Source organism: Prevotella sp. oral taxon 299 str. F0039 (assembly GCF_000163055.2).
Classification (GTDB): Bacteria; Bacteroidota; Bacteroidia; order Bacteroidales; family Bacteroidaceae; genus Prevotella.
Window position 1 is genome coordinate 112606 of record NC_022124.1, and the last position, 24722, is coordinate 137327.

Below are 24722 nucleotides of genomic sequence, written 5' to 3' on the forward strand. Positions count from 1 at the left end.
TCTCCGTTTCTGTCGGGATTATTTTCCTCTTTGTTTTCCTTTCTTGTTCTCAAACTCAAAGGTGGTGGTATAATCATCCTTCAAAACAAGTCGGGCATTGAATTTCTTTCCTGCCTTGCTGGTCAGTCCTTTAAGGATAGGCGTACGACCAGAGCTTATCAAGTCACGGATATTATCTTCAGATAGAAGTATACCGCAGACTTCACGAAACACATGGAAACCACAGGTCTCATGCCTGCACTTGGCTACCTTGGCATAGATGCCGACACTCTGCTGTCCGCATTTTGGGCAGCGGTAAACAGGATAAGACTTTTGTTCGGGAGTAAGTGAAAGGAGTTCCTCACAGATGGTACTTACATAAGAGTTGATGCCTTGTGAGAACTTATCAGATGGCATCTTTCCTGCTTCAATAGCGGCAAGGGCAAGTTCCCAACTGCCTGTCATCTCCGCATTGGCTATCTTCTTATCCTTGACAATCTCATAGACAGCTAGGCCTTTTTCTGTCGGTATGATGGCTTTCTTGTCTCTTCGGATATAGTCACGGAGGATAAGCGTTTCGATGATGTTGGCACGGGTGGCAGGTGTTCCGATACCGCACTCCGCCATTGCCTTGCGCTTATCGTCTTCCTTCACATCCTTGCCTGCATTCTCCATAGCAGAAAGCAGTGTTGCTTCTGTGTAGAGAGGTTTAGGTTTGGTCTTATGCTCGGTGATGTCCGCATTGACAAGTGATAGGACTTCACCTTCTGCTAAGTTCGGCAATGAAGACAAAATCTGTTCATCACCATCTTCTTTCTTATCTACTTCCGCTTCTTTACCTTTCTGTACGGCTTTCCAACCTAAAGAGATTTGTCGGCATGCTTTCCAAGTAAAGGTGTTGGTGCCATCCGTGAACCGTACCTGCATACGCTCTTCCTCGGAATCTGGAGAAAAGGCTTCGACAAAGCGATTGTCCACCATCTGGTAAACGGTCGCTTCATCTGCCGACAATCCTGATGGTGTTTCACCTGTCGGAATAATGGCGTGGTGGTCGGTAACCTTGGTATTGTCCACAGAATGGCGGTTAAGTGGATTTGATAATGGCTTGCCTATCTTGCGCAGCAGGGCGGGGACTTCCTCGAAGACATCCTCGCTGATATATCGGCTGCCTGTGCGGGGATAGGTTGTGATTTTCTTCTCATAGAGGCTCTGGGCTATTGAGAGGGTTTTGTCTGCAGAAAAGCCGTGGCGTCTGTTGGCTTCCTTCTGCAAGGCAGTGAGGTCGTACAAGAGTGGTGGCGCGGTATGCGTTACCTTTCTTGTGACCGATTCTACCATAAGCCGGCTCTGACTGCGAAGTGCAGTGAGAGCAGTCTGTGCCAATGCTTCACTCTCATAGTCTTCACTGCCAATGGCTTTCAGCGACAAACCCTCTTTTTCTGTAAGGACGGATAATTTCCAATAGGGTACGGAAGAAAAGTCACGGTTCTCTATGTACCGACGGCAGACCATAGCCAATGTCGGGGTCTGTACCCGTCCCAAGGAATAGCCGCCCTTGCGGGCAATGGAAAGCGCACGACTTGCATTGATACCTACCAGCCAGTCAGCTTCGCTTCTTGCCTTGGCAGAATGATAGAGATTGTCGTAATGGATACCAGGCTTGAGGTTGGAAAGTCCTTCACGGATAGCCTTGTCTGTGAGTGAACTTATCCAAAGTCTTTCGAAAGTCTTTTTACAATCAAGATATTGATAGATGTAGCGAAAGATGAGCTCACCCTCTCGCCCAGCATCGGTGGCGACAATGATACGGTCTGCCTTGTCAAAACAGGAGCGTATCACTTTGAGTTGCTTCAATGCTGCAGGGTCTGATACATACTCCTTGTCCTTACGTACTTGCCGTACCACTAACAGAAATGGATTGGGACGAATAGGCAGGTCTTCAGCTTTATAGGCAGAAAAACCATAGGTTTCGGGCATGGCAAGGGCGATGAGGTGTCCCATTGCCCAAGTAACGACATAGTCGCTGCCTTCCATATATCCTTCTTGTTTACTCTTTGCCCCTACGATGCGGGCAATATCTCTGGCTACCGAGGGTTTCTCGGCAATAATACAAGTTGTCATAGTCGATAATAGAATTAAGGGTTACATCTTACGTCCACGGGACTTCTTCTGTTTGTTTTCGTCCTGCTTTTGCTTCTGCTCGGCTGTAGGCTGTGTCTGTCCCGTTTTGAGCGGTTCTTTCACGTTCTTGGTGGCTTCATTCGTCTTGCCGTGGTTGTTCACGGCTACCTGCGTTTTGTATTCTTCGGCTACGGCAACGACCTTTTCCTTGCCAGTTTCCTGCTTCTTGTCAGGATTCCACTTGTAAAAACGTGGGCGGTTTTGCTCCTTGTCCATACGAACGTATGCGTTGAAAGGTTGCCCTTGTTTATCCACCATATTCTTTAAATATAGTGTGCGACCGCTATCCAATGCTTCACGCTGTTTTTCTGATAACTCTAAGCCACAGAGCTTATGAGGGACGCCTTGCTGCTGTGTCTGTTTGTGTTCCTGTCGTTCTCTTAAACTCTTGTTGTCACCAAAGATAAACTCAATGCCCTTTCGCTCGGCATTGACCTGAAGCGTGGCATTAAAAGACTTGCCGCTCTTGGCAGTCATGCCTTCAACCTTCACGGCTTTGCCTTCAACAAGGTCTTTATACTGTGCATCAGAAAGTGTAACACCCTTGATTTCCTTGGGAATGTTCACACGGTCGGCACGCAGGGCGGTGAGTTCGTTGGTCTGTGGGTCTATGGAAACGTATGCGGCAAATGGCTCACCATTTTTAGGCGTAATTTCAATGGTCTTGCCAAGATTACCCGTTGCAAGGAGTTGCTCCTTTTCTTCGGGAGAGAACTTGTAACCCATATAGGGAAAGTCAAGCTGTGGTTCTTTTCTCAAAGGATGAATTGCCAAACCGACATTGCCGCTATCGTCCGTGCGGAAAGCAAGGCGGGCTTCGGTGTAGATGGTCGTGTCGCCAATGGGAACGGCAATCGTTACGAGGTTGGTCTTTTGCCAGTTAAGCATTTTTTCCAGTTCTCCGCCCTGTTCCAATCTCTCACGGGACAGTCCAAGGTTGTCGAGCATCTTCCAGTCCACTTTCTCGGGGTCGATGGCAGTGGTATTCTTCTTTTGCGGCAGATAATCATCAAAGGATACCCCAATCTCTGCCAGCAGCTGCTTGCTTTCAGGCTTCTCACGGCTTTGTAACATAGCATGCAGGTTGTCCACGCCCTGCTCCACATTGTCTGCCAATACCTTGTACAACCCGAAATGAGTCGGATTATTAAACTGTTTGAGGAAGTTGGTCATGAAGTTTTTCAGAAGTCCGTCCTTGTTGTTGAACTTCAAGAACGCTGCTTGATTGGCAGCGACAGCCTCAGTTGTTTTAAGATTTCTCTTGTCGTCGAAACCAGAAACTATGGAAAGTTTGCCTACTTCCTGTTCATTTTTCACTTCTGTGCGGTCTTCCAAGACCAGCACATAATTGTCATTGCTGTTTGATTCCATTGCTTGATAATTTTAATGATGAATACTATTATCAAGCTGCTAAATTATGGATATAAATATAATGTGGAAAGCACTGGGGAAATTAAAGGAGAAATAGGAAAATCATGGGAAGAACAATTATGAATTTTCCTAAAGTTTTCATGTCATTAGTATCTTTCCTATAATGTTCTAAATTCTTTTGATGACGAGAAAAACAGGATTCTAATGATATTCGCTATTATTTCAAAGGCTCCATTGGGGATAACTCCCTTCCCAAATACCAGTTGTCATTTCTTGCAATAGCTGATAGCAGCGTTGGCAACCTGCTTCTACAAAGAGATTATTGGAGCATCACTTTCCACAACGTTCCAATTAGAATCTGCACAGTTCAAATTGTAATAGCTATTAATAGTATATTGGTCATACAAAACACTAAATATTATGGTACAGAGAAAGGACAATAACCTGATATTCTGTCTCTTTATGTAATTATTCAGCGATAAGGTGTATAAACTATTATTGATTATCAACAAGTTACATAAATAGATACATGCAAATTCTAATAAAGAATGTCATTTCAAGCCTTTTTTGCCACAATGTTACGTTTATAAGTTCTTGATATTCAACGTTCATTATCGCTGAACAGTTACTCCTTTATGTGTAAATGTTATTATATATTAAAGTAATGGTATTTTTAAAGACGTTTTTTGTATTTTATATTTTTTCTGATTAACTTTATACACAAATATCATTATGTAGCTTTTATTCTGTAGATAATTCATAAAGAGTTTATTCATGATCAAGAGCAAATACAGATATTATCTAATAATAGAAAAGAATATTAATTCTACAATCGTATTTTTTTCTTCTCTACTAATGCTCTGTATAGCACTAGTATCTTTTAAGAATGTGCCATATTACATCATTTTTGGAAAAACGGTATTCCTCCTCTATTTTACTTTACTACTCTTCTTTTTGTATGCAATAAGAGTTTTATTACCCCATAAAAAAATACGTTATTCTGTTATAGATATCATACTACTAATATATGGTGCTTATCTGTTGTGGAATTGCAATTATAATGGTCTGTTATTCTCTAACAGGGCTCTTGAGATTGAGGCATGTTTTATCTTATACATTGTACTAAGATCCTGCCAATCCATTCATTCTTGGAGTATTATCATTTGTGTAATGCTATTAGGGGGTATTCTGCAAGGAATATTAGGAATTTCGCAATTGTTAGGGCTAACAACATCAAATAATGTTTATTTTATAATTACAGGTAGCTTTTATAACCCTGGCCCCTATGGGGGATACCTAGCTAGTTTGTTCCCAATAGCTCTTGGAATAAAATTATATAAAGACCCCATTGGTTTTAAACTTAATATTGAAATTTTAAAGTCAAAAATTACAAATTATCTATTGGATGCCTGCCTAATAATTCTTTTATTTACAATAATCATCAGTCAATCGCGAGCTGCATGGTGTTCGACTATTTTTGTAACTATATATTTTGTTCTTTACAAAATAAAGTATGTTAAAAAAAAGAATAAAGAATTCGTTTTAAATAAAAAGAAAGCAACAGTTTTACTATTATGCTTCATTGTTACTAGTATTATAATTTATGTGTTGATTTATTTAAGAATTACATCTGTAGCAGGTCGTCTCTACATATGGAGAATTTCAAGTAATATCGTTGATAAAAATAATTTCTTAACAGGTATAGGTCTTAATAGGTTTAATCCAATATACATGATAAAACAAGGAGAATATTTGGAGAATAATCCTTTTTCTCCTTTTTCGATGCTGGCAAACAATACTGAATATTGTTTTAATGAATTTTTTCAATCTTTCATAGAGACAGGGATGATTGGCCTTGTTCTGTTGGTTTGCATTATTCTTTCTATTTTGTTTATTCGTAACAAGAATAATAGTGAATGGATATTAATTGTAAAAGGTGGAATAATAAGTATTACTTTATTTTCTTTATTCTCATATCCATTCCATGTTCTTCCCATACTTCTAATCTTTTTCGTTTATATTGCTTTTGGGGCTTTTCTATCTCCTGTGGGGCACATTTATATATTGAATAAGACACTATCACATATAATGTCTTTCGTTTTATCAATCAGTCTATGCACTATATGCATATTTATATATGAGAAAGTTAGTCTCTACTATCAAGCCTTGAAGAATTGGAATACAGCTGTTTTAATTATGGCAAATTACAATTATGTGGAAAGCTTGCCTTTTTACAAGGCTGCCTATTCGGTATTGTATCAAAATGGATATTTTTTAAATGACTACGGGAAAAATCTCTATTTGATGGGAAATTTTTCAGCAAGTAATAAAATTTTATTTGAAGCTGCAAATGTTCATATTACCTCATTTACCTATCTAACAATAGGTTTAAACTACGATAAACTAGACAATTTTATGTTGGCTGAAAAGTATTACAAGAAAGCATATTGGCTTTGCCCGGAAAGGCTCTATCCATTATATTTACTCGTAAAGTTATACGAAAGACATGGAAAGCTTCAAGAAGCGTGCTCATTAGGGAATATTGCCTTACATAAAAAAACAAAAATAAATTCTATTGCTATAAAACAGATGAGGAAAGAAATATTTTTAATTTTAAATACCAATAAAGGACTATAAAATTATGAGAAAATTATCACTTACACAATTGTTTCCATTATTTCTAATGATTGCAGCTTGTTCACAACCTATAAAGGAAATAAAAAATCCTCAAAAAGGAAAGTTGTTAAATAGGATAAGTTGTGTCCTTAAGGGAGAAAAACAATTTCTATTAGATTCTATTTCTGCACCAAGACCTTCATATATGCAAATAATTCAAAATCAAGATCATAGATTATTAACATTTCTAAACGAATATAATTCCTCTATTTATTTTTATGACTATTTGACGACAAGATTTATTAAAAAAATCGATTTTGGTTCTGAAACTAATGACATTATAAAACCTGCAGGATATTTTATCTGTGGAGATGACAGTCTTTTTATGCTGGATAAAGCAAGAATGGACCTTGTTGTATTTAATAAAAATAAAATAGTCCAACGGATTCCATTAAAAGACAGTCGGTTAAAAGATTGGCCCAATAATTATCCACAATATCTTCTTAGCACTGTCAATCCAATCTCTAAAATTAGAGGAGAACTAATTTTAATTGGACAACTTTTCTGGTCTATACGCCAAAATGATATTACAAAATTCCATTTTGCAGCATATATTGACATAAAACAGGGAAAAGTCAAATATTATCATACTTATCCAGAACAGATATACGGAAATGGTGTAAATTGGGAAGGTGGACTATTCACTTCTGTTTTTTACACGATTTCACCGACAGGACAGTTAATCCTAAGCTTTCCTCCATCACATAGTTTATATCTTGCCAATTTTTACTCAAACTCGTATAAAAGCATCTATGGTGGTAGTAATAATGCAAATACAATATACTCCATAGACTATGACGATACAAGGGAAACACCAAATGAATTATGCTCAAAAAGCTATATTGGACAAGATGTATATTGTGCTATTTTATATGACTCTTTTCGAAAACTATATTATAGATTTATGTTAGCAGGAGTCCCAAATTCTTCAATCGGAAATTCAAAGGAAAAAAAAGTTTTATCCATAATTGTCATGGATAAAGATTTTAAGTATCTTGGTGAATCAAAAATAGGACCATGCGGTGAATGGAACTGGAAAAACTCCTTTGTCACATCCGAAGGACTGAATATCGAATATAATACCCCAAAAGATTTTAACGAGAATTATTTAACCTTTAAGACTTTTGTGTTTAAGAAGATTTGATTATGAAAAGATATATTTATATTTTACTAGGATACTTACTGCTGGGAACTATCGTCTCCTCATGTAATAGGAAAAGTACTTTTGATGAAGAGAGCTTTTTTATCAATGCTATTGATCATGCACAAATTTCTAACTCCTATAAATGGATAGTCATAATACCAGGGGCTGGTTGCTCAGGCTGTATACAGGAAGGAGAATTCTTTATGAAGAATTATGTAAATAATGGTAATATATTGTTTGTCTTGACAAATTTATCATCACTGAAAATATTGCAATCCAAAACAGGGGTTAAAATAAAAGAACATTCAAATATTTATGTAGATCGAGGTAATGATTTCTATTTACCTACAATAAATTCAGTATATCCATGTGTCATTAGAATGGAAAAAGGGAAAGTGACAAAATTCTCTTTTCAAACGCCCCAAACTACCGCACTATATGATCTTGAAGAAATTCTTGAAAATTCAAAGTAGCCCAAATGGCTATATATTTTTTAAAAATCAAAAACAATTAATTATGAAGAAAAAACTTCTAAGTGTTGGTATTGCCTTCTGTTCAATAGTGGCAATATCCTTAGCTACCCTAAATGGGAAGGTAAAGTCTTTTTCAGGAATCAGCCTGGCTGATCTTGTAAGTACGACCGAGGTGAATGCAGAGTGTACACCAGCTTCAGACTGGTCTGCAAGTGGGAAATGCCTGAGTGGTGCTGGAATCTGTGTGTTCGCAGTGGGGTATCGTGACTGCGATCCATACAAGTAATCTAATTTTAGCAGGGGGTGCGTTCGCCCTCCCTGCTTCATAATTGTAAGAAGCATCCTATGAGAACCTGTAGAAATCTTGGAGTATTTCTCCTGTTTGGTCCGTTCTTCCTAACTGTATTCGGTCAGAATCAACCGGATACTGCACAAGACTTGGAGGTAATCCATTCGGTACTGCCTCAGGACCAGCCATACATGCTCTTTAGCAAGGGAGTCTATGAGACAGGTGAAGATATGTGGTTCAAAGCATGGCTGTTCGACCGCTCCTTTTTAACACTGTCGAATAGGAGCCGGACTCTCTTTCTGAGAATCTATGATTCCACCGACAGTCTTGTGTGGAATGAGAAATATCCGATTTCCGGTGGGCGGACTGAGGGACATGTCTTCATCGGGGAGAAATGGAATACTGGGGAATACCGGGTGGAAGGATATACTCAGTCTTCGTTCTATGCAGACAGCACAGAAGCCATCTTTCCTCAAAAAATATGGGTTGTTGACCGAATCGACAAACAGAAACCACAAGACACGAAAGCTAGACAGCAGAGAGACAACATCAGACTTGGCTTGTATCCGGAGGGGGGCTATCTGGTTCAGGGTATAAAAAATTATGTTGCATTTAAGACAACAGACAACCAAGGTATGCCTGCCCCCTTGAATGGCTGGCTATGTGAAAACGGAGCGAGGATATTGGACTTAGAAAGCTATCATGACGGAATGGGGCTCTTTTCGTTCGTCCCTCAAGAAGGAATCCGCTACACGGTACGACTAACCAATGGGCAAGAGTTTCCTCTTCCCACATCTCTCCGTTCTGGCATGGTAATGCATTTGGAACACACAGACAGGAAAAATGTTGTGTTCTCGGTGAGGCAGCCCAAGGGAAGCATGCCCCGTCGTATAACTCTATTTGTGCAGATGCGTAATGTGCCCTGTTGTCGGGCCAAAGGCATACTTCGGGATAGCCTCATCATCACTTTGCCTACGAGCGAGTTTATCGGACAGGGAATTGCCGAGACAACCCTTTACGATGAGCAGCAGCGTCCGGTAGCTGAAAGGTTGTTCTATGTCTTGCCTGATAAACAGCTGGCGATAACAGCTCGTCCGTCGAAAGAAGTCTATTCACGCCGTGATAAAGGTAAAGTAAGGATACATGTGACCGATTCCGAGGGAAAACCGGTACAGGCAGAAATATGCGTGAGTATCTTTGACAAAGCTTACATGAATCAATCCTACCGGGAAACGATGCTGTCCTATAATTTACTCTCAACCCAGATACGTGGTAATATTCATCACCCCGCCTACTACTTCGACCGGAATAACCCGGACAGATTGCATGCTTTGGACCTGTTGCTTCTTACGCAAGGGTGGCGGCGGTATACCTGGCAGGAAAGTCGGAAGGACTATCATGGGAAATCATTCCTATGTGACAGCATCATCGGAAGAGAAACCGTGGGAAGTCGTAAGATGAAAAGAAATACCACCAACGGAGGTGAGCAGGTGATTCAGGTGTTCGGACCTTCCGGGGATAGTCAGTTCCTATGGACCGATTCCGTGGGCAACTTCTCTGTTCCCGTGTCTGTCATGAATACACTTCGGGGTGGATATGTCTATATCAAGCCACTTCTGGGAAAAGAGTTCAAGCCACATCTGACGCTCTCGGATGGTACGGTACTGATAGACTCCATAAGGAAGTCGAAAAAATCATACCAATCTTATTTGAACAATGTCGAGAAAGAAAAGAAAGACGCGGAGCTTGTCACAACCCAGACAGGGACAGTGCTGCTGAACGAGGTACTTGTCACCAGGAAGCGCAGGATTCCCTTCAGGGATAAGTTCATGGGGAGGCTGGATAGCCTGGTAAATATAAATTTAGGCCCATGGGTCTGCAAACACGACTATTTAGAAAACTACAAAGAGGGATATTCCCACTTATTGGGAGATGGAAGAGCACCTGTCCAATGTGCTCAACATAGTAGAGATACTTTAAATGTTCGGAGGAAACCCGTTATCGGAAAGATGTATCGGATTATAAAATACGAACCTAATACACAGGGAATATGGATCGTCAAAGATGTCGAGGACATAAAGTATGAGGGTCCTATCTACACCGATGAGGAATTGCTCCGTATGAATAACATCACGCGTGTCAAGGGCTACTATGGCCAACGCGAGTTCTATACGCCCGATTCCGTGGCGATGCTGTCCTCGCTACCCGATGCGCAGAATACATTGCTATGGAGTCCCTCCGTACAGACTGACAAGAATGGAGATGCCACCGTGCCATTCTGGACTTCCGACATCAATACGCAATTTATAGGAGTCGTGGAAGGTACCGATGGCCTGGGACTGTTAGGCAGTAACACTTTTGAGTTTCATGTATCAAAAACCATGGAAGAATGAAGACGAGAATAGCTGAAAGCCGGACAGTAGGGCTGATATTCATGCTGCTGTACATAGCCAGTACGGGGGGTGCCTCTGCACAGACTCGCAATGACACCCTCAGTCAGATGAGAGACTCTATCGTACATCTGAAGGGGGTACAGGTCAGTGCCTCACGTCCGCTGATAAAGGCAGAGCTCGATAGGATAACCTATCATGCAGCCGATGATCCCGACAGCAGGAGCATGACGCTGTTGGAAATGCTGCGGAAGGTGCCTATGGTTACGGTAGAGGGGAATGATGTCGTGAAAGTAAAGGGCAGTACTGATTTCAAGGTATATGTGAACGGCAAGCCAAACACCATGATGAGCAACAAGCCCACGGAGATGATGAGGACCATCCCCGCTTCGACCGTCAGGAAGATAGAAGTCATTACGAATTCCGGTGCCAAATATGATGCGGAGGGCGTGGCAGGGATACTCAACATCATTACGTTAGGCAGTTCGAAGCTGGAAGGCTACAACGTCAGTCTAGGCGTGGGAATAATGAATATAGCACAAAACGCAAACGTGTCAGGCCTGGCCAAGGTCGGGAAATTAACCCTGTCAGTCACGGACGGAGTAAGCTATTCAAGACCACCCAAGGCATGGCAAGAGACGGAACGCACAGGTAAAACGCTGTCGGCAGCAGGACAGATGCACTCCTACTCTGATTATCAGGTCAAGGCACCCGCCCATTTCATGGAATTGGGCGGCAGCTATGAGTTTGACAGCCGCCACTTGCTCAGTATTACGGCAGGAGTAGAGAACTACACAGGGAAAAGCCGGACGGACATGCACACTGATATGTACGACGGCAATGGTGGGCATAGATACAGCTTCGATAATGAGCATGCGTCACGCAATCGAATTAACAGCCTGTACGCAGGAATCGATTACCAGCACACGTTTGGCAGACATGGCGGTGTCATAACGCTGTCGTATCGCTTTTCAGCAGTACCTTCCACCGTTATGTCCTCCAGCCTTTATTACTGGCAAAAAGGCCAGACACCGGATTTAAGTTTCAAGGACCGGTGTACCACGTCCGATCTGCATATGGACGAACATACCAGTCAGATAGACTATACCGTAACCAGAGGTGGAAAGCATACATGGAGTGTGGGGGCTAAATACATCCATCGCAGCCATAAGAGTGACAATGTCGAAGCTACAAGAACGGCAGGTACGGAAGACCCTTTTGAGGAAGATCAGAGTCAGTTTCTTTCTTACAGACAGAGGACTGATATTTCATCCGCATACACGGAATATGCCATACAGCACAAGCAAATATCAGGAAAGATGGGATTGCGTTATGAGCATTCTTCGCAGAAAGTAAGCTATCCTGAAGATAACCTCCTGACGCGTCATGAAAGTTTCGGTGCGCAATTTGATAACGTGGTCCCTTCCTTGTCAATCGGCTACCGTATAGGGGAGACACGGATGCTCACGTTCTCTTATGCCATGCGCATATCACGCCCCAACATCTGGAATCTGAATCCCTATGTAGACCGGACGAATCCTACAGTCATCAAGACAGGAAACCCTGACCTGACCACATCATCCTCGCATAACCTGAGCCTCTCGTTCAACTCGTTTGCCCGGCGCTTTGGAATAAACATGACGGCAGGACTCGACTTACAGGATCGTGGCATCATCGGCTACTCCTATTGGGGTAATCCTGTCTCCCTGACCGACAATATGGTAACAGAGGAAGATGCCACCCTTATCTCCACGTATGGCAATCTGCTCAGGAGAAGTAATGTTTATCTGAACCTTTACATCCGGTGGGCACTCTCTGGGAGCGCCACCTTGAATGTCAATGCAAACGGAGCATATACCAATCTTAAAAGTTCACAGCTGGGACAGCATAATAATGGATATTCAAGCAGTCTTTCGGTCAATTTACAGAAGAACCTGCCGTGGAGGTTGAGAATGGTGGCAGGTTGTTCGCTGAACAGCCGAAGCTTAAATCTGCAAGGGTATACCGAAGGCTCCATGATGTACCGTCTTATGCTGATTCGTTCTTTCTTGAAAGACGACAGGCTGACGGTGACCGTCTATGGAAATAATCTGTTCCAAAATGATTTGCGTATAGAACAGCTTACCGAAACTGCCGACTTTACAAATCGCTTTACGAATGTAAGACGTGACTATCGCAGCTTCGGTATAAACGTCAGCCTGCGTATAGGAAAGCTGCATGATAAGGTGAAACGCACATCGAAGAGCATATCAAACGATGACATCATCATAGATGGGAATCCAAGAAACCAGAAATAGTAAATAACAAATGAAGAGAAAGTTCGTTTTCCTGATTTTTACATACTTGGTTTTAGCATCATGTACTAATAGCCAAGTAAATACTAGGGAGCGCCAAATCCGCTTCCCGAAATATGAGAAATTCGTATGTTTAGGTAAAGAAATTCCTAGTGCTAATCTAAAAAAAACATCTATGAAAATTGTAATGTATGCTGATTCTACAGGATGTACAGGATGTAAACTGCAACTGGATATGTGGAAATTCTATATAGATGATGTCCGAAAAGTTAGCAATGGAAGAGTTTCATTTCTTTTCTATCTTCAGCCGCGTAGCATCAAGGAACTTAAATATCTACTGGAGTCAGAAGAATTTGATTATCCTGTATGTATTGACATCAAAGGGAGGTTTGCGAAATTGAATAATTTAAATGGAGATTATGTATGCTTGCTAGATAAAGATAATAGGATTGTATTAGAAGGACATCCTTTGCAATCTGCAAGGATAAAAAAGAAATATTTCGATAAAATATCTCAATATAAATAGTATATAATTAAGATGAGGAGTTTTATGCTCAAATCAATAAAGACTAAATTTTATAGGGTTGGGTGGATAGTATTGGGAATTATACTAACATATATTATAGGTTCTGTTTTTCTTTTTTCTTTTTTCAAAGTTAATAGCATGTCAATGTATCCCACACTAGAACCTGGTGATATAATAGTTGTTTGGAAGCCTGTTTTAGGTGCTAGAATTTATAATTTCTTAGTAAAAAATCCTTCTAAACCCTTGCATGTTGTTCGCGTGCTAGGTGAACGTGATATAGAAAGAAATGACATCGTTGTATTTAATTTTCCATATGAAATTTGGAATAAATGGGAAAAGATAAAAATGAACTCAACAATGTATTATGTAAAAAGATGCATCGCTTTACCTGGTGATAGTATATACATTGATAAAGGCATATATAAGATAAAAGGCCTGAAAAAGAATTTGGGAAATATTGTAATGCAACGACATCTTGCAGAAATCAACATCCCACACGATTCAAAGGATTTCTTTTATAAGACACTTCTGTATGATACAACATTTAGATGGAATATAATGCAATTCGGTCCTTTATATATACCCAAGAAAGGTCATTCAATACCTCTCAACAGAAAGAACTTTATTCTATATAAGAACATTATTGAATGGGAAACTCAAATGCATATTAGTTGCAGCAAAGAAAAAATAATGTTAAATAATATCTTTGTAGATAGATATAAATTTCAGCATGATTATTATTTTATGGCAGGAGATAATGTGTCCTCTTCTATTGACTCACGCCACTGGGGGCTTGTTCCAAAAGAGTTTATTGTAGGGAAGGTTTGTTTGATTTTAAATTCGGTAGGAAATGATGGGATTAAATGGAATAGAGTACTTCATACTATTTAGTTATGAACTGAAGTACGAACTGATATTCGCTCCTTGTCTTTTCGTTATAACACAGAAGCGTATGCCGGAGGAGGAGATTAACGATATGACCGTGCGGTTTCTCAAGAAAGAACGGTGCAAGATACTGAAAATCAAGGCGACCTGTGCCAACGCTGAAGTTCGCTACCCTGTGGATGTTGACATCATCCACGATAGATGCAAGGTCGTCGACTGGTACATATGGAAACTTTGCAAGACTCTTGACATCAAGCCTTTCAGAACCAGTAACAAGGACACATGGCATCTTTGCCTGTTCGGGATGAAGAAAAGAGGAGGGAAGCTCGTTAGGGACACCAAGTCCTATATATTCAACCGCCTAGACAAAGACCTTGACCGTATTCTGGAAAACTTTGTAGAACATGTAGGGAGCAAGGAACTCTTGGCGAGGCATGAGTGGAATATTCTCAATGTAGCGTTTGCGACATATTATCAACGGCGAAGGATACTTGAAAACAACGTCAACACATGCGCTGACCGCACCGTCAGCGCCTTCCAGCCCCATGTAAGACCGATAGACTGCGGCAAAGCGAAGGCCAAAACGGAGTTTGGAGCGAAAGTCGGTGCAAGTGTATATGAGGCATACACCTTCATCGACCATTACAGCGGAGATGCCTATAAAGAACGTGCCGACATGAAACTGAAGATAGAACTTTACAAGGGGAGGTTCGACTTCCTTCCCGCCACTCTCCTAGCCAACAAGATCTACATAAATAAAGCCAATAGGGATTTATTGAAGGACATGGAAATACGAACTTACAGCAAACCGCTCGGAAGACCACCCAAACAAGACCTCACGCCTGAATATTACAGGAACATGGCTAAGACCATAGGAGGCAGGAACGAGGTTGAATGCTTCTTCGGCACTGACAAGAGGATTTTCTGGGTGGACAACATAAGAACCACGATCCTGGACACGGCAAGATTCTGGACAGGGATGTGCAGCTTTGTCAAGAACGTAATGAAACTCTTTAGAAAACTTTGTCTTACGCCTTTCCAAAAGATCACTTTTTGGCTTCATCTTGTCTATTTGAATATATGTTTAACAACAAATCTGGCGGTAATAAGAATTGCCTAATTGTTTTCGAGCGAATACTAATTATATGACATGAAAAAATCATTATATATAATCTTAATATTTATTCTCGCCGCATGTACAACAGAGACATTAAACGAGAGTCAGCTAGAATTAGCCCTGGAATTTGCAGAAGATAATCGTAGAGAGTTGGAAAGCGTCCTTCTTCATTATCGTAATGATCCTGAAAAATTAAAGGCAGCAAAATTCTTGATTTCTAATATGCCCCATTGGTATAGCTATGAAGGATGGCAATTGGATTCTATCAAACCTGTTTTATCTTACATTGCACACACTGACAATGTTCATGAAATGACAGAGAGACAAAAAAACAGATGGAAGGATTTTACATTCCACTCATTACATAAAGTGTATGACTCTAAGAAAATCACAGCACAGTATCTTATTAATAATATTGATAAGGCTTTTATCTCTTGGAAAAAACGTCCTTGGAATAAGAAACTAAGTTTTGATGATTTTTGTGAACTGTTATTACCTTATCGTATTGGTAATGAATCTTTAACAGACTGGAGGTCTCTATATGAATCGTATTATGCCCATTTGTTAGATTCTCTTTATCATGGAAGTGATGTTGTAGAGGCTTGTAATATTATTAATGAAGAGCTACAAAAACAAGGCTGTAAATTTTATTCAGAATTATCTTTACCACATATGGACGCAATTTTCTTATACAATAACCGAATTGGATATTGTAGGGAAAATTGCGATTTAGGATTATACGCTATGCGGTCATGTGGTATCCCTGTCGCCGCAGAGCATTTTAAATATGCTCCTGATTACCGGGGATCACACCAATGGCTTACACTTAGAGATACCACAGGCATATTCCTACAATTTGGTTATGATGGGCTAACCCCCAAAAGAGATACTTTACAAACAGACGGGCGTAAAAAAGGAAAAATATATAGATTTTGCTATGGCTTGCAAAACGAACAAAGAGATAAATTTTCAGATGTAGATCGGATACCTAATGATTTGCAGAATTTTTATTTAAAAGATGTCACAGCGAACTACTTTGGTCCTGATTCTGTAAAAGTACCAATACAGAAAAGATATTCAAGTATATATTTAGGTGTATTTACTCCAGAAGGATGGAAGGCTGTAGATATAGGCTCTGGTAAAAAGGACTCTGCTGTATTTAGAAATATCGAACCAAATATAATTTACCAACCATTGATATTTACTGATAATAAAAGGTGTGAACCTGCAGGTTATCCTTTTATCTATTATTCAGCAGGGAAAGGATATTCTATGCTAAAAAAAGAAAAGAGAAAGTGGGAAAAAATAACACTTGAACGGAAAATGCCTTTAGTTCCTAGGGTTCGGAAATGGTTATATGAAAATATAATAGGGAGTAGAATAGAAGCTAGCAATTTCAAAGACTTTCGTCAGGCAAGACTGCTATATGAATTTAAGGATACTTTATCTTATTGCAAATATAGAATAATGTTAAGAGGAAATCACAAATTTAAGTATTTAAGATATAAGATATTAGAAAAAAAAACTATAGAGCTTGCTGATATAGATATCTACTCAGATTCACTATGCTCTAAAAAAGTCTCATTAAAATTGATTTCTCCGATTGATCCAATTTATAAACCAGAACATATCATTGACAATGATATGCTTTCAGCCTTTAGATGGAAAAGTGGTTATGATTCTATAGTATATGAATTACCTCATAATTCATGCATTAAGTGTATTGATTTTTATCCTCGCAATGATGGTAATTTCATTTGGCCGGGAGATGTTTATGAACTATTCTATCAAGATGGAGTTAATGGATGGAAAACTTTAGGACGCCAAAAGGCAACAGGGAAGAATATTTCCTTCTATGCTCCTCAGAATGTTTTGCTGTGGCTAAGAAATCTTACTCATGGAAAAGAGGAGCAGGTTTTTATTTATCAAGATGGTAAGCAAATTTTTGTGCAGGATATTAGGTAGATTTCTTGAACAATCTGTTCATTTAAGTCGGAGTTCAAGTAGAATATCAACCTGTGCTCTCTTGTGTCTTATGCGTTTCTTCGACTTCATCTAGCCAAGTGTGTCTCTGTACTTGCAAAGTTCATAGTTCTTGTCAGCATAAACCAGATTGGGCTTGACAATCTCCCTGAGCATTGTCTTCTCCAAAGTTTCTCAGTCGTCTTCTTAATTTCAGTGATTTACAATTCCACTATTCTTCCAGTTGTGCAAGCCAACTGGAAGCGTAAACATATTTAGTCATCCCTTAAAAACTATATCTCAGCAAAGTTTGTACTAACAATCTCTATACTGATTCTTTTTATAAGGTACAAAAGAACTCTCATAGTTCTTTGAAGTTATATGTTGCCACAGCTAATAAGACATTGATAGCATCTCCTTTCACACCTTTATAAAAGTTGCGAGATAATCGGTGGTCTGCTTTAAAATGTCCTATGGTTGGTTCTATGCCAGCTCGTTTACAAAATAGTTTGTGTTTCTTTCTCTTTTGGTAGTAGCTGTCTTTAGCTTTAGGAATGTCTGGGATGAGTATCTTTGTCTTCCCAATCTGCTTTACACCTCTATACCCTCTCTCAACTGCTAATTTATCAACCTGCTTTCCTGTCATCCTTTGTTTTTTTCAACGTCTTTTCGATAGTATGCCCATCATATTCATTCCTAAAAGGACATGCACCAAGAATAAGTCCTGACCTCGAGCGAAGAATAGATACTTTATTACCAAACTCATATTGCTTATGTTACTTACCTTTGCTGACGCAAACAACATTTGGTTCGTGCAGAGAATATACTTTGTTCTTTGACTTCCTATTCTGATAAAGAACTCTGTAATATAGCTCAAACATATTCTCATATCCTTTCCCCAAGATTACGCTCTATATCTCTTACTAATCTACTTGCTATGGTTTTCAGTTAACGATCTGCCTTAAGAGCTTTCTTATGATTCTTGGGATGATTACGAAAACGTTGAGAACGGTAAATTCCTTTCAACGTACGCCTATAGCTCTGTCGTAGAGGAAGACAATTGTCATGAACTATCTTCAGAGCGTTTTTGGTTATCTTTTTATGCAACTTTGCATCTGTAGGATAGGTTATATTCTTCTCCTGCACGGTAGAATCAATGAAAACCGTATCAAAACGATCTTCGTTACCATGGTCTGTATTAACAGGGATACTCTCTGCTAATACTATCTTACAATGTATTTAATGACACCAATAGCGGTGTATGGGCAAAGGTAAATCAAAGAAACTGTGCATGTTAGCAGTTGGAAATAACTGCGTACTTGTGGCGTTGATATGGATGAAAGTGGCAAAAAGAGAGGTATGGATCAAACTCCATACCTCCATATTTTTCATTGATTAGATTATTGCATAGACAGCAATTTGCAGTACATTCCGTTTTTTGCTGCAAGTTCTGTATGCGTCCCGTTCTCTACAAGGTGTCCCTTGTCCATCACAATAATTTGATTAGCATTACGGATGGTTTGCAAATGATGGGCAATGACCAAGACAGTGCGATTTCGGATAAGGGCAGACATTGCCTGCTGTATCTTGTATTCATTGACAGGATCAACATTGCTCGTTATCTCGTCCAAAAGAATAATGGGAGCATCTTTGAGGAACGCACGGGCAATTGAAAGCCTTTGTTTCTGACCTCCGGACAGTCCTAAACCGTTTTCTCCGATTTTTGTTTCATAACCGTCCGGCAGACTGACGATAAAGTCGTGTATCATCGCCCGTCGTGCAGCTTCCTCGATTTCTTCCTGCGTAGCATTGCGGTTGCCCACTTTGATATTATTGGCAATGGTGTCTGAAAAGAGAATAACATTCTGCATCACCACACTGATTTTACCGAGTAGATAATCATAGTCCATTTCTCGAATGTCTAAACCACCGATACGGATACTGCCGTTCTGCGGTTCCCAAAAACGAAGTAACAGGCTGGTAATGGTTGTTTTACCAGAACCTGACGATCCGACAAGTGCCGTTACCGTTCCTTCGGGAACATGGAACGTGAGATTTTTCATCTCAAAACCTTCCTTCTCATAATGGAAATCCACTTTGTCAAAGGAAAGATTGAAATGGGTTGCTGTTTTCGGCTGTTCAGGATTGGTGATAACAGGAGCATTCAATAAATGGGAAATGCGTCCGTAACTATCTTTTACCTTGATGTAATTCAGCCAATGACTCTCCATATTGACAAAAGGTTTGTAGAATTCTTTTGAGACGATGATAAACATTAAATAAGCGAAAAGAGAAAGTTCCCCCTGCAGTGTCCACCAAAGACCGATTGTAGCCATCAGAGCGAAAGCCAATTCTATCAGGAAAGTGTATCTGCCCACACTCACAGCTGCCAAACGAGAAGTATTCTTACTGCTTTCTCCAAATTCACTGACAGAGTGGTCAAGTCTGTCACGGAACATTCCTTTTCCTCCAAACACTTTCAAAACCGGAATGCCCTTGACGTATTCTACAAAGAGGCTGACCATATCTGCCAGATTGTCCTGAGACTCTTCCTGTGCTTTCATTCCCGAGCGAATGCCCCGATACAGAGAAAACAGGGCAATAGGAAGAATGGCTACCATTGTCAATGCCATGCGCCAATCCACACAAAATAGTCCAATATCGAGTATTAGAGCTACAATGAAGTCGGCAGACATCCGTGTCCATAGATGTCCTACTACCATTTCCATATTATCAACGTCTTTGTGAATGATTGTACTTATCTCTCCCAGACGCTCATTGGTATAGAAGCCGAGTGAGAACATTTTCAGTTTCAGTATGATTTTCTCGCGGATACGTTCCACAAGATCAAATCCGGCAAAATGCTTACTCATATCGGCAATGGCATTGGATATGGTTTTCAAGACCAGCAGACTACCGAGTACCCATGCTGCCGAAATGAAAGAGATGCTTTCTCCATGTATATGACGGTCGATGAGAAACAAGACTGTGAGCATTATCGCCGTGCCGCAAAGGGCATAAACCACGAAAAACAGTGCGGAGATAATTAGATGCCGAACTCCGCTAGCGGTCAATTCATTCAGTATATTGCGTACCATTCTTATTCCTCCTCTTCTTTTAATTGCCATTTACTTACTTGCTCTTGCGTTTCCGTCATATTGCGGTACAGAGAACAGTCTTTCATCAGTTCTTGGTGTGTTCCTTTTGACACAACCTGCCCTTTGTCCATCACAACAATACGCTCCATATCCTGAATCGTATTGAGACGATGGGCAATGGTAATGACGGTCTTGTTGCGCTGCAATTCATCAAGAGCTTCTTGGATTAGTTTCTCATTCTCTCCGTCCAATGCGGCAGTGGCTTCATCGAGAATAATTATTGGAGAGTCTTTGAGCAACATTCGAGCAATGGAAATACGCTGTTTTTCTCCGCCAGAGAATTTTATGCCGGCTTCGCCTGCCAGCGTATCATAACCATTCGGCAAGCCCATGATAAAATCATGAATATGAGCACGCTCTGCTGCCATTTCCACTTCCTTTTGTGTGGCGGTAGGTCTTCCAATACGGATATTGTCTCGAATGGTTGTGTTAAAGAGAAAAACCTCCTGCTGTACCATCGAAAAATAATCAGCGATATTACGTTCGGAGAATTCCATAATATTCTCTCCTCCCAGTCGGATAGTCCCTGTTTGGGGGTGCCAGAACCCCATCATCAAACTTGCCAGCGTGGTTTTTCCCGACCCTGACTCGCCGACGATAGCAGTATGGCTTCCTCTCGGAAATTGAAGACATACATCTTTCAGCGCATTGTCTTTCTTGTTTGGATAGGAGAATGTAACATGCTCGAAACAAACATCCGTCTGTGTCGTATCTGTTTTCTTGTCCGCAGTTTCCTTTGTCTGTACCTCTGTAATGGACTGTACTTTTGCCAACGACTGACCATAGATGATTCGGAAATGTTGGAATGTAGCCAACTTAGCAAAGGAGGACGAGAACAATCCGCCCAATATCAAGGCAAGGATAAAACGAGCTACAGTTAATTCGCCCGAACTCATCATCCATAGTCCAATAAGAGTCATTACCACGATACCACCTTCCAAGAACATCGTTATCAATGTCATGGGAACGGTAAGGCTAAACATGCTCCGCTTTACCCAACGGATGTAGTCGCGCATACCACCAAGTACCCGTTCCGTTCTGTTTTCCTCGTTACTAAAGGCTTTGATTACCGATATGGTAGCCACATATTCCAAAAGGTCTTCCGACATTTTTTGCGTACTTTCCATAAAGTGTTGAAAGCTCTTTCCCCAAAGTGTTTTGACAGCCATTTGCAGAAGAAATGCCACAGGTAAAAGAGAAATGAGCGACAGCCCCAAACGCCAGTCTAACACCATAATGATTACCCAGAGTAAGGCTGGAAAAAGCGTAGCCGAAAGGATTTCGGGTAATCCATGTGCTAAATAAATTTCAATTTGTTCCACATCGTGGTTAATAATATTCACCAAGTCGCCAACTTTCCGTTCTTGAAAGAAACCGAGCGGCAAGCGTTGCAGATGACTTATGATACGCAACCTCAATCGTGTAAGGACATTGTAAGCCGACTGGTGTGCACGCCAAATCGAGGTTCCATAGAATACGCCTCGAAGCATTGCGAATAGTATCATTATTCCTCCAATACCCCAAACTATTATGGGAGAGAGTGTACTATTCATCAACTTGTCAACCGCCCACACTACAAGCAGTATAGGGAGTGTGCCTAAAATAAGGTGCAATATAACCACAACATTGGAGAGCAGGCTACGGCTCTCCCGTTCCTCATCAAGGGGTCTGACTTTTTGTTTATCCATATATGTGTCGTTTTGATCTTTTCTGCTGCAAAAGTACGGCAACAAACAGGGATAAAATAACCCCGATAAGCATTATACTGCCCCAAAACAACAATTTGCTCGCATATAAACACAATAGGGGTATAAGCGTGGATAATAGGGTTATTTATTTGCTCGGCAGGTAAGTATCTTTGCACAGAATCTCACAAACAAATATGATATGTCAATCAGCTCAATAGTCCATTTATACAAAAGAATGCTCATTGTCGGCTTTCTATCGTTGTGGTATTTTCCTATGTTTGCACAACTGCAACTAACAGAAATAAAAGTTATTAATGCAGAAAATGGGAACAGTATAGAATTTGCCACCGTACAATGGAAAGGTTTGAATGCTCCAACGTACACGAATAGTACGACTACAAACAGGAAAGGTATTGCAAAACTAAGTGCATCAAGTAATCAAAAACTTATGCTTATGGTAAGTTATGTCGGTTATCAGACCATTACCGATACGATTACTGCAAATGGGAAGCGTTATACCATAAGACTTCTCCCGGAATCAACAGAGCTGGCAGATGTTGTCGTAGTAGGAAAAACAAGAGCACAAATACTCAGAGAGTCGCCTGAAGCAGTTTCTGTAATAAATGCGAAAGAACTTCAAGGCAGATCTATTTCGTTAGAAACCGTTTTGAATAAAACCATAGGTTTGAAAGTCGGACAGACCGGTGGCTTGGGGAGCAGTTCGAGAATTATTGTTCATGGATTGGAAGGAAACCGCATTCAAATCTTATGGGACGGAATACCAATGAGTACTTCTGACGGGGCTTTTTCTCTTGATGAAATTCCGATAGACATTATAGAAAGAATAGAAGTCTATAAGAGTATCATACCCGCCCGTTTCGGATGTGATGGATTGGGGGGAGCCGTCAATATCGTTACTAAAGAGTTTAGTACGGATTATTTAGATGCCTCGTATGAATTCGGATCTTACCAAACACACAAAGGAAGTGTCTTCTCTCGCAAGAATTTTCCAAAGAGTGGCATTCTACTCGGTGCGGGAGGTTATTATACATCTGCAAAGAATGACTACTCTTTCAGAGTTCCCGAGAGAGAAAATCTGTTAGTAAGACGTGACCACGACCGTTTTCGTTCGTATATGTTGAAGGGAAAAATTGCTTTCACGAAACTTTGGCTCGATGAGATTAGTACCGAGTTCGGGTATTACAATCGTTTCAATGAAATCCAAGGTATCTTAAAAAACATACAACATGCCGAAAACAAATCAGGAATGTTTATGTTGGAAAACAAATTGATAAAAAGCGGAATACTGAACGACCGCCTTAACTTTGAGTCCCATTTCTCCCTTTCACATACAACAAACAATTTTGTGGATACGGCACGAGTTAATCACGATTTCGAAGGAAACATATATCCGAGTCCGAATGGACAGGGAGAAACAGGGGATGTTCCTCACAACTCGAATGACAAGGGATTGGAAATCAATGAACGTATCAATTTTGATTACAAGTTGTCCGCCAATCACAGTTTGAATCTGAACACACTTATTAACTACGCCAGAAGACAACCGAGCGACAACATTGCAAGTCAGCATGCAGGTTTTGTTATCGGAGGATTTCCCAGTAAAAAGACCAGTTTCATTTCGGGGTTGACTTGGGAGTCAAAACTTTTTGATAAGAAACTGACGAATATGCTCTCCGCAAAGTATTTCCACCTCCATTCCGAGATAGAAGATTTGACTTCATACGAGATGATTGAGGCTCCGAAGAAAAAGAACAATACGACCTCACAAATAGGCTGGATAGAGGCAATAAAATACGAGCCCTTCAGAGGTTTTCACTTGAAAGCATCTTACCAGCGGGCAATACGCCTTCCCAATTCACAAGAACTATTCGGTGATGGTATCATCACCTTTCCTGCAGCCGGATTGAGACCAGAGAAAAGCCACAACTTCAATCTGGGGTTCTTAATAGACAAAAATGATGTCCTCGGCTTATCGCGATTGCAGTTTGAAGTGAACAGCTTTTATATGCAGGTAAGCGATATGATAAAATTGATGAAACAACACATGGCAGCTGGATATGTAAACGCAGAAAAGGTACATATTAAAGGTATAGAAACCGAAATAAAATTGGACATATCGCCAACGGTCTATGCCTACGGAAATCTAACTTATCAGGATGTGCGTGATGTCTTGAACTATTTACCCGGTACCCAAGCCCCCAATCCGACAAAAGGATTGCGACTACCGAACATTCCCTATTTGTTCGCCAACTTCGGGGTGGAGTATCACAGCAACCGATTATTCAAGAATTGGTATGTCAAGGCTTTCTGGGACGGCAAATTTACTGAGGAGTTCTTCTACTTCTGGGAACTTACCGAATTACAGAAACGACGTATTCCCCGCAGTTTCGTCAATGACATAGGGCTATTGTTGACCTACAAAAGCAAATATTCCGTAGCCTTGGAATGCCATAATATAATGAACAAAGAAGTTTGGGACCAATTCCGCCAACCATTGGCAGGACGGACACTTCACCTCAAATTCAGATATGTCTTCTCAAAAGGAATTTTCTAATTTAACAAATATAA

15 protein-coding genes and 1 pseudogene are annotated in these 24722 nt (G+C 40.4%); 11 read left to right on the plus strand and 5 right to left on the minus strand.

The annotated features are described in order from the left end of the window. Positions 1-18 precede the first annotated feature (18 nt). Entirely contained in the window at positions 19-2100 is a 2082-nt protein-coding gene (gene topB, locus HMPREF0669_RS00405) for a type IA DNA topoisomerase (protein ID WP_009228981.1), read from the minus strand. Positions 2101-2121: 21 nt separating this feature from the next. Then, on the minus strand, positions 2122-3531 hold the full coding sequence (locus HMPREF0669_RS00410; RefSeq protein WP_009228980.1) for a DUF4099 domain-containing protein: 1410 nt from the start codon (positions 3529-3531) through the stop codon (positions 2122-2124). A gap of 1170 nt (positions 3532-4701) precedes the next feature. Between HMPREF0669_RS00410 and HMPREF0669_RS00415 the strand changes: the two genes are divergently transcribed. Genes HMPREF0669_RS00415 through HMPREF0669_RS00460 form a run of 10 tightly spaced genes read left to right on the plus strand, consistent with a single transcriptional unit; the run spans position 4702 to position 17290 of the window. Beyond that, the gene (locus HMPREF0669_RS00415) at positions 4702-6168 is read left to right on the plus strand and encodes an O-antigen ligase family protein (protein ID WP_198024623.1); all 1467 of its coding nucleotides are present in this window, start codon (positions 4702-4704) and stop codon (positions 6166-6168) included. A gap of 4 nt (positions 6169-6172) precedes the next feature. Further along, the gene (locus tag HMPREF0669_RS00420; protein WP_009228978.1) at positions 6173-7351 is read left to right on the plus strand and encodes a DUF4221 domain-containing protein; all 1179 of its coding nucleotides are present in this window, start codon (positions 6173-6175) and stop codon (positions 7349-7351) included. A gap of 2 nt (positions 7352-7353) precedes the next feature. Beyond that, the gene (locus HMPREF0669_RS00425; RefSeq protein WP_009228977.1) at positions 7354-7824 is read left to right on the plus strand and encodes a hypothetical protein; all 471 of its coding nucleotides are present in this window, start codon (positions 7354-7356) and stop codon (positions 7822-7824) included. 43 nt (positions 7825-7867) lie between these two features. Continuing rightward, positions 7868-8110 carry a hypothetical protein gene (locus HMPREF0669_RS00430; protein WP_156860539.1) on the plus strand — a complete coding sequence of 81 codons (243 nt, stop codon included), beginning with the start codon at positions 7868-7870 and terminating at the stop codon, positions 8108-8110. Positions 8111-8169: 59 nt separating this feature from the next. Continuing rightward, a complete protein-coding gene (locus HMPREF0669_RS00435; protein WP_009228976.1) occupies positions 8170-10506 on the plus strand; it encodes a hypothetical protein in 2337 nt (778 codons plus the stop codon). Further along, the gene (locus tag HMPREF0669_RS00440; RefSeq protein ID WP_009228975.1) at positions 10503-12800 is read left to right on the plus strand and encodes an outer membrane beta-barrel family protein; all 2298 of its coding nucleotides are present in this window, start codon (positions 10503-10505) and stop codon (positions 12798-12800) included. Before HMPREF0669_RS00435 ends, HMPREF0669_RS00440 begins: the two co-directional genes overlap by 4 nt. Before the next feature lie 10 nt (positions 12801-12810). Next, positions 12811-13323, plus strand: a complete 513-nt coding sequence (locus HMPREF0669_RS00445) for a hypothetical protein (RefSeq protein WP_009228974.1) — start codon at positions 12811-12813, stop codon at positions 13321-13323. Between the two features lie 24 nt (positions 13324-13347). After that, positions 13348-14214, plus strand: a complete 867-nt coding sequence (lepB, locus tag HMPREF0669_RS00450; protein WP_009228973.1) for a signal peptidase I — start codon at positions 13348-13350, stop codon at positions 14212-14214. Continuing rightward, complete coding sequence (locus HMPREF0669_RS00455) at positions 14174-15328, plus strand: hypothetical protein (protein WP_009228972.1); 1155 nt, start codon at positions 14174-14176, stop codon at positions 15326-15328. The genes lepB and HMPREF0669_RS00455 overlap by 41 nt, the downstream gene beginning before the upstream one ends. Positions 15329-15358: 30 nt before the next feature. Continuing rightward, the gene (locus tag HMPREF0669_RS00460) at positions 15359-17290 is read left to right on the plus strand and encodes a hypothetical protein (RefSeq protein WP_009228971.1); all 1932 of its coding nucleotides are present in this window, start codon (positions 15359-15361) and stop codon (positions 17288-17290) included. Positions 17291-17573: 283 nt separating this feature from the next. On the opposite strand, the pseudogene HMPREF0669_RS00465 reads toward HMPREF0669_RS00460, so the two are convergent. The 3 genes and pseudogenes from HMPREF0669_RS00465 to HMPREF0669_RS00475 all read right to left on the minus strand — a co-directional run. Continuing rightward, a pseudogene (locus HMPREF0669_RS00465) lies at positions 17574-18517 on the minus strand (IS5 family transposase); the annotation flags it as partial. A gap of 170 nt (positions 18518-18687) precedes the next feature. Next, positions 18688-20385: an ABC transporter ATP-binding protein gene (locus HMPREF0669_RS00470; protein ID WP_009228968.1), complete on the minus strand. Its 1698-nt coding sequence runs from the start codon at positions 20383-20385 to the stop codon at positions 18688-18690. Between the two features lie 2 nt (positions 20386-20387). Then, a complete protein-coding gene (locus HMPREF0669_RS00475; protein WP_009228967.1) occupies positions 20388-22133 on the minus strand; it encodes an ABC transporter ATP-binding protein in 1746 nt (581 codons plus the stop codon). A gap of 199 nt (positions 22134-22332) precedes the next feature. On the opposite strand from HMPREF0669_RS00475, the gene HMPREF0669_RS00480 reads away from it, so the two are divergent. Next, the gene (locus HMPREF0669_RS00480; protein WP_020967876.1) at positions 22333-24708 is read left to right on the plus strand and encodes a TonB-dependent receptor; all 2376 of its coding nucleotides are present in this window, start codon (positions 22333-22335) and stop codon (positions 24706-24708) included. Positions 24709-24722 lie beyond the last annotated feature (14 nt).